Source organism: Burkholderia sp. BE12 (genome assembly GCF_002959955.1).
GTDB lineage: Bacteria > Pseudomonadota > Gammaproteobacteria > Burkholderiales > Burkholderiaceae > Burkholderia.
In genome coordinates this window covers 86,899-100,694 of sequence record NZ_PREY01000028.1, presented here as the reverse complement: position 1 = coordinate 100,694, position 13,796 = coordinate 86,899, and the positions used below count along the sequence as shown (strand labels likewise).

9 protein-coding genes and 1 pseudogene are annotated in these 13,796 nt (G+C 66.3%); 2 read left to right on the top strand and 8 right to left on the bottom strand.

Features of this window, described 5'->3' with window-relative positions; translation table 11 throughout:
- The 4 genes and pseudogenes from C4B30_RS26680 to C4B30_RS26665 form a co-directional block, all read right to left on the bottom strand.
- Positions 1–334 (bottom strand): annotated as a pseudogene (locus C4B30_RS26680) (TolC family protein); the annotation flags it as partial.
- Positions 335–336: 2 nt separating this feature from the next.
- Complete coding sequence (locus C4B30_RS26675) at positions 337–3,528, bottom strand: efflux RND transporter permease subunit (protein ID WP_027786266.1); 3,192 nt, start codon at positions 3,526–3,528, stop codon at positions 337–339.
- A 15-nt stretch (positions 3,529–3,543) separates the two neighbouring features.
- On the bottom strand, positions 3,544–4,782 hold the full coding sequence (locus C4B30_RS26670; RefSeq protein ID WP_027786267.1) for an efflux RND transporter periplasmic adaptor subunit: 1,239 nt from the start codon (positions 4,780–4,782) through the stop codon (positions 3,544–3,546).
- Positions 4,783–4,985: 203 nt separating this feature from the next.
- Positions 4,986–5,879, bottom strand: a complete 894-nt coding sequence (locus C4B30_RS26665; protein WP_027786268.1) for a LysR family transcriptional regulator — start codon at positions 5,877–5,879, stop codon at positions 4,986–4,988.
- Between the two features lie 596 nt (positions 5,880–6,475).
- Between C4B30_RS26665 and C4B30_RS26655 the strand changes: the two genes are divergently transcribed.
- Positions 6,476–7,456 (top strand): AraC family transcriptional regulator, encoded by a 981-nt coding sequence (locus C4B30_RS26655; protein WP_027786269.1) that lies wholly within the window; start codon positions 6,476–6,478, stop codon positions 7,454–7,456.
- Positions 7,457–7,516: 60 nt separating this feature from the next.
- On the opposite strand, the gene C4B30_RS26650 is transcribed toward C4B30_RS26655, so the two are convergent.
- The 3 genes from C4B30_RS26650 to C4B30_RS26635 form a co-directional block, all read right to left on the bottom strand.
- Entirely contained in the window at positions 7,517–8,488 is a 972-nt protein-coding gene (locus tag C4B30_RS26650; RefSeq protein WP_027786270.1) for a sulfonate ABC transporter substrate-binding protein, read from the bottom strand.
- 275 nt (positions 8,489–8,763) lie between these two features.
- Entirely contained in the window at positions 8,764–9,714 is a 951-nt protein-coding gene (locus tag C4B30_RS26640) for a LysR family transcriptional regulator (protein ID WP_027786271.1), read from the bottom strand.
- Positions 9,715–10,012: 298 nt separating this feature from the next.
- On the bottom strand, positions 10,013–11,311 hold the full coding sequence (locus tag C4B30_RS26635; RefSeq protein WP_027786272.1) for an adenylosuccinate synthase: 1,299 nt from the start codon (positions 11,309–11,311) through the stop codon (positions 10,013–10,015).
- Positions 11,312–11,452: 141 nt separating this feature from the next.
- On the opposite strand from C4B30_RS26635, the gene gcvA reads away from it, so the two are divergent.
- Positions 11,453–12,358 carry a transcriptional regulator GcvA gene (gene gcvA, locus C4B30_RS26630; RefSeq protein WP_027786273.1) on the top strand — a complete coding sequence of 302 codons (906 nt, stop codon included), beginning with the start codon at positions 11,453–11,455 and terminating at the stop codon, positions 12,356–12,358.
- A gap of 162 nt (positions 12,359–12,520) precedes the next feature.
- On the opposite strand, the gene C4B30_RS26625 is transcribed toward gcvA, so the two are convergent.
- Positions 12,521–12,841 carry a hypothetical protein gene (locus C4B30_RS26625; RefSeq protein ID WP_027786274.1) on the bottom strand — a complete coding sequence of 107 codons (321 nt, stop codon included), beginning with the start codon at positions 12,839–12,841 and terminating at the stop codon, positions 12,521–12,523.
- Positions 12,842–13,796 lie beyond the last annotated feature (955 nt).

Here is a 13,796-nt window from a genome sequence, read left to right as displayed (position 1 = left end):
ACAGCCCCGCGCGCGTGATCTGGTACTGCGCGCGCGCCGCCTCGATGTTCAGCACCGACACGCGCAGGTCGCGGTTGTTCTTCAGCGCGATCTCGATCAGCCGCTGCAGGCGCGGATCGACGAAGAATTCGCGCCAGCCGATGGCGGTCGCCGCCTGGCCATTCGCGCTGCGCGCGCCGGCCGCGCCCGGCTGCGTCGCGTAGACGCCGCCGGCCGGGTACGCCTGCGCGACGGGTGCGTCGGGCCGCTCGTAATGCGGCGCCATCGTGCAGCCCGTGGCAAACAGCGCGGCAGACAGTGCGACCGCGGTTGCGTTCAAAGCGTGTTTTTGCATCGTTACTGCCCCTTCGAATCGTGTGCGTCGTCGCGACCGCGCTGCAGATCGCCCTGCACGAGACGCCATGCATCGTCGACGTTTTCCGTCTCGCCGCTGAAGATCGCGCGCACCCGCACGAAGAACATCGGGATCATGAAAATGGCGAGGAACGTCGCCGTGATCATCCCGCCGATCACGCCCGTGCCGATCGCGTGCTGGCTCGCCGAGCCCGCGCCGTTGCTGATCGCGAGCGGCAGCACGCCCAGCATGAACGCGAGCGACGTCATCAGGATCGGGCGCAGCCGCAGGCGCGCCGCCTCGATCGCCGCACGCACCGGCCCCATGTTCCCGCCCGCCTGAAGCTCGCGCGCGAACTCGACGATCAGGATCGCGTTCTTCGCGGACAAGCCCACCGTCGTCAACAGGCCGACCTGGAAGAACACGTCGTTCTCGAGGCCGCGCAGCATCGTCGCGAGCAGCGCGCCGACCACGCCGAGCGGCACGACCATGATCACCGAGAACGGGATCGACCAGCTTTCATACAGCGCCGCGAGACACAGGAACACGACGAGGATCGAGATCGCGTACAGGACCGGCGCCTGCGAACCGGACTGGATTTCCTGGAACGACAGCCCCGTCCACGAATAGCCGATGCCTTCCGGCAGCTTGCTCGCGAGCGCTTCCATCGCGGCCATCGCCTGGCCGGTCGACTTGCCTTCCGCGGCCTGCCCCTGGATCTCGATCGACGATACGCCGTTGTAACGCTCGAGCTTCGGCGAACCATAGATCCAGTGGCCGGTCGCGAACGCGCTGAACGGCACCATCCCACCCGAGCTGTTGCGCACGTACCAGATGTTCATGTCTTCCGGCGTCATCCGGAACGGCGCGTCCGACTGTACGTACACCTTCTTGATCCGGCCGTCGGTATCGAGGAAGTTGTTCACGTACTGCGATGCCCACGCGATCGAGAACGTCTGGTCGATCGCCGCGGCCGTCACGCCGAGCGCGTTCGCCTTCTCGCGGTCGATGTCGACCTTGTACTGCGGCGTATCGTTCAGGCCGTTCGGGCGCACCAGTGCGAGCGCCGGATCCTTCGAAGCCATCCCGAGCAACTGGCCGCGTGCGGCCATCAGCGCGTCGTGGCCGAGACCGGCGTTGTCCGTCAGCTCGAAGTCGAAGCCGGCGGCCGTGCCGAGTTCGGGAATCGACGGCGGGTTGAACGGAATCACCATCGCGTCCTTGTACTGCGAGTAGTGCGCGAAGGTCCGGCCGATCAGCGCCTGCACCTTCTGGTCCGAACGCTGGCGATGCTCGTACGGCTTCAGCTTCACGAACACGAGACCCGCGTTCTGGCCGCGGCCCGCGAAGCTGAAGCCGTTGACCGTGAACACCGAGTCGACCACATCCTTCTCGGCGGTCGTCAGGTACGTGTTGATGTTGTCGAGCGTCTTGCCGGTCGTTTCCTGCGTGGAGCCGGACGGCGTCTGCACGATCATGAACATGTAGCCCTGGTCCTCGTCGGGCAGGAACGACTTCGGCAGGCGCGCGAACATCACACCGACCGCGATGAACACGACGAGGTAGATCACGAGCCAGCGGCCCGAGCGCCGGATCACATGATTCACGCCGCCCGTGTAACGATCGCGGCTGCGATCGAAGGTCCGGTTGAACCAGCCGAAGAAGCCCTTCTTCTCTTCGTGATGCCCCTTCTCGACCGGCTTCAGGATCGTCGCGCACAGGGCCGGCGTCAGAATCAACGCGACCAGCACCGACAGCACCATCGCCGACACGATCGTCAGCGAGAACTGACGATAGATCGCGCCGACCGAGCCGCCGGAGAACGCCACCGGCACGAACACCGCCGACAGCACGAGCGCCACGCCGACGAGTGCCCCGGTGATCTGGCTCATCGCCTTGCGGGTCGCTTCCTTCGGCGACAGCCCCTCCTCCGCCATCACGCGTTCGACGTTCTCGACCACCACGATCGCATCGTCGACCAGCAGGCCGATCGCGAGCACGAGGCCGAACATCGACAGCGTGTTGATCGAGAACCCGACGAGGCCCATGATCGCGAACGTGCCGAGCAGCACGACCGGCACCGCGATCGTCGGAATGATCGTCGCCCGCAGGTTCTGCAGGAACAGATACATCACGAGGAACACGAGCACGATGCCCTCGATCAGCGTCTTGACCACTTCCTCGATCGACAGGCGCACGAACGGCGTCGTGTCGTACGGGTAGTGCACGACGAGACCATGCGGGAAATACTTCGACAACTCGTCGATCTTGGCCCGCAGCGCGTTCGCGGTCGCGAGCGCGTTCGCGCCGGTCGCAAGCTGGATGCCCAAGCCGGCCGTCGGCTGCCCCATGTACTTCGTGTCGAACGTGTAGTTCTCCGAACCGAGCGCCGCGCGGCCGACGTCCTTCAGGCGAACCTGCGAGCCGTCCTGGTTGACCTTCAGCAGGATGTTGCCGAACTGCTCGGGCGTGCGCAACAGCGTCGATTCGGTGATCGTCGCCTGCAGCACGGTGCCCGGCTTCGCCGGCGTACCGCCGATCTGGCCGCCCGCGATCTGCACGTTCTGCTGCGTGATCGCGGCCGTCACGTCGGTCGGCGTGAGGCTGTAGTTGGTCAGCTTGACGGGGTCGAGCCAGATCCGCATCGAGAACTGCGAACCGAGCAGCAGCGTCTGGCCGACGCCGTTGACACGGCTCAGCGGATCGAGCACGTGCGACGCCACGTAGTTCGTCAGGTCCTCCTTCGACATCCGGCCGTCCTCGGAGTTGAACGCGAACCACATCAGCCAGTTGCTGCTCGACTTCGTGACCTGCATGCCGAGCTGCTGCACGACCTGCGGCAGGTTCGGCGTCGCGAGCGACAGCTTGTTCTGCACCTGCACCTGCGCGACGTCCGGATTCGTGCCCGGCGAAAAGGTCAGCGTGATCGTCGCGTTGCCCGAATCGTCGCTCGTCGACGACATGTACAGGAAATTGTCGAGCCCGCTCATCTGCTGCTCGATCACCTGCGTCACCGTGTCTTCCACCGTCTTCGCGGAAGCGCCCGGATAGTTCGCCTGGATCTGGATCGTCGGCGGTGCGATCGTCGGATACTGCGCGATCGGCATCTTGAAGATCGATGCGACGCCGGCCAGCATCAGCACGATCGCGATCACCCACGCGAAGATCGGGCGATCGATAAAGAACTTGGCCATGAAACGGACTCCCGGTTATTGCGCGCTCGACTCGGCGGCCGAACTCGCTGCGGCATGGGCCGCGGTACTCGTCGGCGCGGCGCTTGCCGCTGCGGCGGATGCGGCGTCCGCCGCGGGGGCGAGCTGCGCGGCCACGGTCTTCACGGTCGCGCCCGGGCGCACCTTGTCGACGCCCTGCACGATCACGTGATCGCCCGCCTGCAGACCGCCTTCGACGATCCAGTTCTGGCCGTATGTGCCGGTCGTCGTCAACGGACGCATCTCGACCTTGTTGGCCGCGGTCACGACCAGTGCGACCGCCTGCCCCTTCTGGTCGTGCGTGACGCCGATCTGCGGCACCAGGAACGCGTTCTCGTTCACGCCTTCCTCGATCCGTGCGCGCACGAACATCCCCGGCAGCAGCACGCGGCCCGGGTTCGGGAAGACCGCGCGGATCGTCACCGAGCCGGTGGTCTGGTCGACCGTCACGTCCGAGAACTGCAGCTTGCCCGACTCCGAATAGGTCTTGCCGTCTTCCAGGATCAGCGACACCTTCGCCGCGCCCGGGCCGCTCGTCTTCAGACGGCCGCTCTGCACGTCCTGACGCAGCTTCAGCCCTTCGAGGCTCGACTGCGTAAGGTCGACGTACACCGGGTCGAGCTGCTGCACCGTCGACATCAGCGTCGCCTGGCTCGCCTGCACGTATGCGCCCGGCGTCACCTGCGAGATGCCGACGCGGCCGCTGATCGGCGACACGACATCCGTATAGCCGAGATTGATCTGCGCGGTATCGACCGCCGCCTTGCCGGCCGCGACGTCCGCCGCGGCCTGGCCTTGCGTGGCGACCGCGTTGTCGTAGTCCTGCTTGCTGACCGCGTTCGCGGCAACCAGCACCTTGTAGCGCGCGACCAGCGCGTTCTGCGTGACGAGGTTCGCCTGCGCCTTCGCGAGCGTCGCCTTCGCGCTGTTCAGCGCGGCGATGTACGGCGCCGGATCGATCTTGTAGAGGCGCTGGCCGGCCTTGACGTCGGTGCCTTCGGTGAATTCACGGCGCAGCACGATGCCGTCGACCCGTGCGCGCACTTGCGCCACGAGGAAAGCACTGGTGCGGCCCGGCAGTTCGGTTACCGCCGGCACGGCTTGCGGCTGCACGGTGACGACGCCGACTTCCGGCGTTTGCGGCGACGGTGCCGATTCTTTCTTGCCGCACGCGGCCAGGAAAACGGCAGCCGTTGCGGCAGTGATTAAGCGGTATGGAACCCGTTCGACGCGCATGGAGCGACCTCTCACAATTAGACGACCTTCAATGGGAATCACCAGATCTCCTCATGGCCCTGACGCGCGGCGGACTTGCAGCTTCCTGTCCACCGCGGATGCGGACGTGTGTTACGGGTGTGCGTTGCACCCTGCGAAGCGTTCGTGCACCGAACTGCTTCCGAAAAAGAACGGCGAGCCCGTGGGCTCGCGTTGCCGTGGGTTCAGCCAGACCGCTGGTTCGTGGGCCGGAACGCGGCGCCGACGAATTCGACGAACGCGCGCGCGGCGGCCGGCAGACGCGCGGCACGCGCATGCGCGAGCTTCAGCGTGACGGGCGCGAGCGGGTGGACAGGTGCAACGCGCACCAGCGTGCCGGCCGCCAGATCGGCGTCGACGAGATACGCGGGCAGCACCGCCGCGCCCATGCCGGCCACGGCCAGCCGCCGCGCCATCTCGAGATGGCCGACGCCCGTATTGCCGGGCGTCGCGCCGGATCGAATCCGGGCCGCGTGGTCGTCGTCGGCCGCCGGCAGCTCCAGCCGCACGGTCGCAATGTCCGGCCAGTCGCCCGACGCAGCCGCGCCGCCGTGCGCGGCGACGTAACCCGGCGCCGCGACCCGCACGGACTCGTATGCGGCCAGCGTATGCAGCGCGTGGGCGCCGGACACCGGCATGCCATCCGTCAGGAACGCGACGTCGATGTCCTCGGCGGTCAGGTCGACGTGGGCATCGGTCAGCGTTACGGTCGGCCGCACGTCCGGAAACCGGTGCACGAAGCGATCGAGCAGCGCGCTCAACTGGCTGAGCCCGAACGCGACCGGCGCGGCCACGCGCAATACGCCTTCCGGCTTGCAGCCCATCGCGACGAAACGACCGTCGATCTCGTCGATCGCACCGAGAATCCGCTCGACGCGCGCGAGATACAGCTCGCCGATTTCCGTCAGCGACTGGTGACTCGTGCTGCGTTGAAGCAGCCGCGCACCGAGTCGCATCTCGAGCGCATCGACCAGCCGGCTCGCCATCGCAGTCGACACGCGCAACCGCGTCGCCGCCCGGCGAAACCCGCCCTCTCGTGCCACCGTCACGAATGCCCGAATCGATTGAAGTTGGTCCATTTGTCCGGATTTCCCTGCGCGGACGACTGCCCGTATGCCTGCACCCGACGCCGCGCCGCGGCCGGCCCGCATCGGCACGGCCAATGCGGCGGCACCGACGCGGGCTCAGCCGGGCCGGTCGGCACGCGTGCGACACGCACGAGCCGGCTTGCAACGGACGCAAACCGGCCTCGGCAAGCCCGATGCACGATCGTTCAATAGCAGTCCTGAGTCTTTTCCGGCGATTCGCGGCGGCGACGCACGCGGCATGGCCAGCGGCGTCCGCGCATCACGCGGACGGTGTTGCCCGCATCATCCGGGCGCGCTGAATCGCATTTCCTTCAGCAGGTGCAATGGTAGGGAAACCGCCGGAAAATGGCTTGCCCGATCCTGCGATTGTTTTGCCTTAATTTCCGAATTTGTGCGCTGCACACCGTGCAACGATGGACGACGCGCTCGCCGACCGTGCAGGTCCGGATGATCGGGCTAATTTCGGACAGGTTTAGGCAATCCCGCACACGCAACTCGCCGTACGATGTGACCGCCGTGCGTGCACCTCGACAGCGAATCGCCGCCGCGCGCATTGCATCGCCCACTCCGCCAGCCGCTTACGCAACATGGAAATCGACGCTCGAACGCCGCCACAACCGCGCAACCCGCCGGATCACGATGCCCGGTCGCGAACCCGGCCATCCGCGGCCCGGCTCGCGGCGCTGATCGCCGCGTACGCGCCGCACGACGGCATGTTCGACCTCCCGCTGCGCGGCATGCGCATCGCGCGCGCTTCCGCGCCGCCGCCACAGTGGAACCACGGCGTGCATCACGCGTGCCTGAGTATCGTCGGGCAGGGCGCGAAGTCGATGCGGGTCGGCGACGCTACCTACACGATCGACGCATCGCGGATGCTGGTCGCCACCGCCGACCTGCCCGTGACCGGACGCGTGACGCGCGCGAGCCCGGCCGAGCCCTTCCTCTACGCGCAACTCGAACTCGATCCGCGCCGCATTGCGGCGCTCACGCCGGTTGTCTTTCCGCACGGACTGCCGAAAGCCGCCGACTACGGCGCGCTCGACACACTCGACGCGACGCCCGAAATCGTCGACGCCGTCGCGCGGCTGATGCAACTGATCGCACAACCCGACGACCTCGACCTGCTCGCCCCGCTGATCGTCGACGAAATCCTCATCCGGCTGATGCGCGGCCCGTCGGGCGCGCGCGTCGCGCAGATCGGCGACGCCGGTTCGACGACCCAGCGCATCTCGCGCGCCGTCGCATGGATTCGCGACCACTACCTCGATCCGATGGCGGTCGACTCGCTTGCGCGACAGGCGGAGATGAGCCCGTCGACTTTCCACCATCACTTCCGTGCGGTCACGTCGATGAGTCCGTTGCAATGCCAGAAGGTGCTGCGGCTGCAGGAGGCGCGCCGCCTGATGTGCCTGTCGGCGATGGATGCGCGACAGGCGGGCCGAAGCGTCGGCTATGTGAGCGCGTCGCAGTTCAGCCGCGAATACGCGCGGCTGTTCGGCGACGCGCCGGGCCGCGACGTCGCGAGACTGCGCGGCGAAGCGGTACCGCTGTCGCGCGTCGCACCATGAACGGATATCGCGGCGGGTTCGCTGCTCATCGCGAACCCCATCGTGGGGCCGGCGACACCTTCACGCGAGCGAGGGCGGTGCAGCCAGGCTGACGTCGACGCGTTTCGGCAGGATGCCGGCCTGATGGAACACGTCCGCGATGCGCTGCTGGTACGCGAGCGTGTCGCGGGTGACGGGCTCGACACCGAAGCGTGCGCGGCGAAACGCGAGCGCCACGGCCGGCTCCGGAATCCCCCACAGCTTCGAGAATTCGGCCGCGCCCTGCGCGCGATTCGTATCGAGCCAGCGCTGGACCGTCGCCAGTTCCGACACGACCGCGTCGAGCACGTCGGCATTGCGCTGCGCATACGTGCGCGACGCAAAGTAGTAGCTGCGGTTCTCGACGAGCCCCGTGCCGTCCGCGACGATGCGCGCGCCGAATGCCTGCTGGACCACCGCGAGAAACGGATCCCAGATGATCCACGCGTCGACCGAGCGGTTCTCGAATGCGGCCCGCGCATCGGACGGCGACAGCCAGACCGGCGTGACGTCGGTATAGCCGAGCTTCGCGGCCTGCAGCAGCCTGACAAGCAGAAAGTGCGTATTCGATCCCTTCACCAGCGCGATGCGCTTGCCGCGCAGGTCGGCAAAGGTCTTGACCGGTGAATCGTTCGGGACGATCACGGCTTCGGCTGCCGGACCGGCCGGCGTCTGCGCGTAGTAGACGAGCGGCGCGCCGGCCGCGAGCGCGAAGATCGGCGGCGCTTCGCCGACATCGCCGAAATCGATCGATCCCGCGTTCAGCGCCTCGAGTTGCGGCGGGCCCGACGGGAATTCGGTCCACGTGACGTTCACGCCGAGTGTCGCGAGCTTGCCCTGCAGCGTGCCGCGCGCCTTCAGCAGGCTGAGCGGCCCTTTCTGATAACCGATGCGCAACGTACGCGTGCTGGCCGCGCCGGCCAGCGCAAGGCCCGGGTGGGCGGCGGTGCCTGCCGCGATCGCCAGGCCGGCATGAAGCAGCCGGCGGCGGGTTCTGAAGTATTGATCTGCCATGTCGTTTCGGGTTCGATGAAGTGGGCGCGAACGGAGGGCGCGCATGCGATGAAGCAGGTCGAACCGATTCTAAAAGGCGGCCGCCGCACGCCGAACCAATGATGTTCGATATCAAAAGCAAGCGTTTTCATAAGGACACGCCGGTGGCACGGGCATCGTCGTCCGGCCCGGTCGATGCACATGCATTCGTCAGTTTCCTTTAATAAAAGATTCCGAATTACTTATATTGAGCCGGAAGACAGTGCACGGTACTTACGATACCGACCTTGCGTGAATCAGGAGCGAGGGGACGCGCAGCAAGCGTTCAACGCGGCCTCGTCGGCGGCCAGCAGCTCGGGCACGCATTCCCGCAGGAAATCGACGAACGTGCGGATCTTCGCATCGAGATACTGACGCGACGCATACAACGTATAGACCGTCAGCTTCTGCAACCGGTAATCGGGCAGCACGCGCACCAGTGCGCCGCTCGCGAGCGCGGGCAGCGCAGCCGATATCGGCAGCGAGCCGATCCCGAGCCCCGCGCGTAACGCGGCGCCGAGCGCATCGGCGATATTCACCTGGAAATCGGGCACCGGCAGTTCGAACGTTTCGCGGCCGTTCGGACCGTCGAGATGCCAGCGGTCGCGCGGAAAGAGCGGCGTGACGATCTGCAGGCACGCATGCCCGGCGAGATCGCTCACCGTGCGCGGCGTGCCGCGCGTCTTCAGGTAGGCAGGCGACGCGCACAACACGCTGCCCACGTCGCCGAGCCGCTGCGATACCAACCCGGAATCGGGCAGCTCCGTCGTGCTCAACTGCAGCGACACGTCGTAGCCTTCGTCGATGATGTCGGGCACATGCTGCGACAGCGTTAGCTCGACCGCGACCGACGGATAACGCTCACGGTAGCGCACGACGGCGGGCACCACGTAAGACTGGCCGAAGCTCGTCGTCGCGTGAACGTGCAGCCGTCCGGACGGCTTCGCCTGTGCATCGGCCGCCTCGGCTTCCGCTTCGTCGATATAGCCGAGGATACGCTGGCAGCGGTCGAGATAGCGCTGCCCGGCGTCGGTCAGCGCGATGCGGCGCGTGCTGCGGTTGAGCAGGCGCGTGCGCAGATGCGTTTCGAGTTGCGCGACCGAACGCGACGCGTAGGCCGTCGTGATGTCCAAGCGCTGGGCCGCGCTCGTGAAGCTGCCCTCCTCCGCGACCCGGACGAAAATGCGCATCATCTGTAACGTGTCCATCGACCTGTCCCCGGGATTGTCACGTCGCGCCACCGTGCCGCCAGGATGCCGGCGGCGCCGGCACACGCCGGTCTGGCGCGAATTGTGCGGAACAGTACAGCAGCGTTGCAGGCGTGTCCAGTTCGCCGTATGCGGCACGCTCCGGATGCCGGATCGTGCTGCCGAGCCGCTCGCCGCGCGGCATCCGGGCCGGACGTACATGCGTATCGAAGGTGCCGACAGGCCAACGCCGCGGTCGGCAAAAACTACCCGCCGACCATGATTCCTTCGTCGATCGACGCCCTTCGCGTCTCGCGCGTTACGCGGCGCCCGCCGCATCGAACGGATTGCGCAACACGATCGTATCGTCGCGCTCCGCGCCGGTCGTGATCATCGAGACGGGCACGCCCGCCACGGCTTCGATGCGCGCGATGAAATCCTGCGCGGCCCGGGGCAGCGCCGCACGCTCGCGCACGCCCTTCACGGAGCCTTGCCAGCCTTCGAAGCGTTCGTAGAGCGGCTTCGCGCGCGACTGCGCATCGAGGCTCGCGGGCAGATGGTCGACACGCACGCCGTCTAATTCGTAACCGACGCACAGCGCGATCGACTCGAAGCCGTCGAGCACGTCGAGCTTGGTGAGCGCCAGCGAATCGATGCCCGAGACCCTGACCGCCTGACGCAGTTGCGCGGCATCGAGCCATCCGCAGCGGCGCGGGCGGCCGGTGTTGACGCCGAACTCCTGTCCGCGCGCACGCAGCGTTTCGCCGGTGGCGTCGGTCAGCTCCGTGAGGAACGGGCCGCCGCCGACCCGCGTCGCATACGCCTTCGTGACACCCAGTACGTGGCCGAGCTTCGCTGCACCGAGCCCGGTGCCGGCCGCCGCGGCCGATGCCACGGTGCCCGACGACGTCACGAACGGATACGTGCCCCAGTCGATGTCCAGCATCACGGCCTGCGAACCCTCGAACAGAATGCGCTCGCCGCGATCGGTCGCGTCGTTGAGGTCGGCCCAGACGGGACGCACGAACGGCAGGATCTTCGGTGCAAGCGCCAGCAGCGTCGCCAGCATCGCGTCGCGATCGTACTCGTCGAGCCCCAGTCCGCGGAACCACGCGTCGTGATGGTCGACGAGCACGTCGAGTTTGGCCGCGAGCCCGCCCGGTTCCGCGAGATCGCCGACGCGCAGCCCGCGACGCCCGACCTTGTCCTCGTAGGCCGGCCCGATCCCGCGCAGCGTGGTGCCGATGGGTTCGCGGCGCAAACGCTCCTGCGCCTGGTCGATCGCGCGGTGAATCGGCAGCACCAGCGTCGCGTTCTCCGCGATCGACAGGTTGTCCGGCGTAACCGACAACCCGAGCTCGGCCATCCGCCCGATTTCCGCGAGCAGCGCTTCCGGGTCGAGCGCCACGCCGTTGCCGATCACGCCGCGCTTGCCGCGCACGACGCCGCTCGGCAGCAGCGCGAGCTTGTACGTGCGGCCGCCGACGATCAGCGTGTGACCCGCGTTGTGGCCGCCGTTGTAGCGTGCGACGAGATCGGCCTGTGCCGCCAGCCAGTCCACGACGCGCCCCTTGCCTTCGTCACCCCATTGGGCGCCCACTACCACCACGTTCGGCATGCTCCGTACTCCATGTGAGAAATTCAGACACTGGTTCGGCCCAAGTCGGCCGTTTGTGTGCCATATTGGCGGAGTCGGATCACCCGATCAAACGATTAAACCTGAACCATCGTGTGAGTAAATTTCACGCGAAACGATGCAATGGCCCGACGACTCCCTCCGTTGAATTCGCTGCGCGCGTTCGAAGCCGCCGCGCGGCTCGGCAGCTTCACGCTGGCCGCCGACGAGCTGTGCGTCACGCACGGCGCGATCAGCCGGCATGTACAGCAACTGGAAGCATGGCTCGGACGGCCGCTGTTCGAACGCCACAACCGCCGCGTCGAACTGACCGCGGCCGGGCGCGCGTACCTCGCCGAGGTCGGCGCTTCGTTCGACCGAATCGCACTCGCCACCGCGCAGCACTTCGGCCACGCACAGCAGCGCGTGCTGCGCGTCAGCGCGCCCGCGACGTTCTCGCTGCGCTGGCTCGTCCCGAAGCTGTCGTCGTTCCAGGTGGCGCATCCGGCCATCGAGGTGCGGCTGTCGACGTCGAACGAGCCGATCGAAAAGCTGCGCGACAAGGTCGACCTGATCGTTCGCGGCGGCCCGCAGGCCATCGATGGATACGTCGCGGAAGAATTCCTGTCCGAAGTCCGGCTGCCGGTATGTGCGCCGAAGCTGCTGGAGGGCCGGTCGCTGGATACGCCCGCCGATCTCGCCGGCTTCACGCTGCTGCACGCGGCAACCTATCCGGGCATGTGGCCGGAATGGCTCGCCGCGGCCGGGCACCCGAATCTCGTCCCGCGGCACTCGCTCACGCTCGAGCATTTCTACCTGACGCTGCAAGGCGCGCTCGACGGTCTCGGTGTCGCAATGGGACCGATCGCGCTCGTGGCCGACGACATCGCGGAAGGCCGGCTCGTTCAGCCGTTCAGCGAACCGGCGCTACCGCCGTGGCGCTACTTCACGTATGTGGCGTCGGCGCGGGCGGATGACGACACCGTACGCGCGTTCAAGGACTGGCTGAAGGCAACGGGAAGCGCAACTGCGGCGGGTGGGCGGCGCTGACCGCCGCCTGCATGCGTGTCGTGCATCTTCGCGACACGCAGGATTCCGAATCAAATTGGATAAGCGTGCGGAACCTGCTTGCCTTCGTACATCGCGCGATCGCAACGCACGCGGCAAGCCGCGGACGAACCGCGGCTTGCCGCCGGACGGACGCTTGCCGACTTACTGGCTTGCTGCGCCGGCCTTCTTCTCCGCGTTTTGCAGGTTCTGCGGATAGTTCGGATCATTGGCCGCCGGCTTGTAACCGGCGTCTTCGAGTTTCTTCAGCTCGGCGGTGTTCTTCGCACGCGCAGCCTTGTGCTCGGCCTTGCGTTTGGCCCGGGCCGCCTTGCGCGCTTGGCTCTTCGCGGCCTTGGCGTCCTGTGCTGCCGGTGCAGCCGATGTGCTGGCGGCGTCGGTCTGCGCAAATGCCGGAACGGCCGAGCCGAACAGGAAAGCGGCTGCAGTAGCAGCCAGCGTGAGTTTTCTGATCTGGATTCGCATCGCTGAACTCTCTTTTTGGATGACCATCACGGTTTGAAAAACCATCGAGATACCGCCCCTGCCCTGATCAGTCGTCATGTCGCGATCAGGACCTGAGCATCATAACCGTGTCGCAAAAAATGTGGCGCCAACGTGCTGACGGAATTGGGGATACACGTATGGGAGACAACGTGGTCCGTGCGTTCGATGACGGGAATCGTTGGACACGTTGCGACGCGCGGCACCGACGGCTGTTTCACTGGTGGTGATATCGACACGCTCATGCGCGACATGAGTATCGACGTGCTTGCACGATCACCGCAGCAGCAGTCGATCCGTGCGTCACGTCGTCGTTCGACGCGACTCGAACGACGGTTCCTCCCATAAACGGCCACGATTCGCTTCGACGGCGATCAAGTCGATTACGTTGCGTCGTTGCGTCGTGCTGTGACGCTCGTGCGGCAACCGTTGCCACCTCGTGATGCAGAAGGCTAGCTGTGGAGGCTGGGCTTGTTGTCGACTGGCAAGGTCTGACGAAAAAGGCGAAGGCTGCGCGAGCAGTGAAGACGTCGCGCGATTGATTACACGAATGGGCCGAAACCCATCATGGACGAGCAGCACTCGTCTAGAGGGTGCGCAGATGCCCGCGAAGGCCTGTCCATCCATGCGACCGAGCTTGCCGACGCATCGGGCGCCACACATGGATGCCGATCGTTTCTTGTTTGCTTCGATCGATGATGTGTTGTGTCGACAGGCTGGCCGGCAATCTACACAGCTTGCTGATACCTGTGTGCTACGCCTGATCGGTGAGCTTTTACGGGATTCCGGATTTTTGGGAAGGTGAGCATGTACGGGAGCATCGTGGAATTCGATTACGGTGAGCTTCGGCAACAACAACATCTTCACGTTGGCTTGCAGCGATCTCGATGCAGCCCGTCGAGATCGTCCCGGGGCCCCCTCCATGCGGTGGCATTTC

Bases quoted from the DNA above. Each gene is read 5' to 3' on its own strand.
- C4B30_RS26655 (WP_027786269.1), top strand. From the start codon at position 6,476: ATGGAAATCGACGCTCGAACGCCGCCACAACCGCGCAACCCGCCGGAT.
- C4B30_RS26625 (WP_027786274.1), bottom strand. From the start codon at position 12,841: ATGCGAATCCAGATCAGAAAACTCACGCTGGCTGCTACTGCAGCCGCT.
- C4B30_RS26670 (WP_027786267.1), bottom strand. From the start codon at position 4,782: ATGCGCGTCGAACGGGTTCCATACCGCTTAATCACTGCCGCAACGGCT.
- C4B30_RS26650 (WP_027786270.1), bottom strand. From the start codon at position 8,488: ATGGCAGATCAATACTTCAGAACCCGCCGCCGGCTGCTTCATGCCGGC.
- C4B30_RS26675 (WP_027786266.1), bottom strand. From the start codon at position 3,528: ATGGCCAAGTTCTTTATCGATCGCCCGATCTTCGCGTGGGTGATCGCG.
- C4B30_RS26665 (WP_027786268.1), bottom strand. From the start codon at position 5,879: ATGGACCAACTTCAATCGATTCGGGCATTCGTGACGGTGGCACGAGAG.
- C4B30_RS26640 (WP_027786271.1), bottom strand. From the start codon at position 9,714: ATGGACACGTTACAGATGATGCGCATTTTCGTCCGGGTCGCGGAGGAG.
- gcvA (WP_027786273.1), top strand. From the start codon at position 11,453: ATGGCCCGACGACTCCCTCCGTTGAATTCGCTGCGCGCGTTCGAAGCC.
- C4B30_RS26635 (WP_027786272.1), bottom strand. From the start codon at position 11,311: ATGCCGAACGTGGTGGTAGTGGGCGCCCAATGGGGTGACGAAGGCAAG.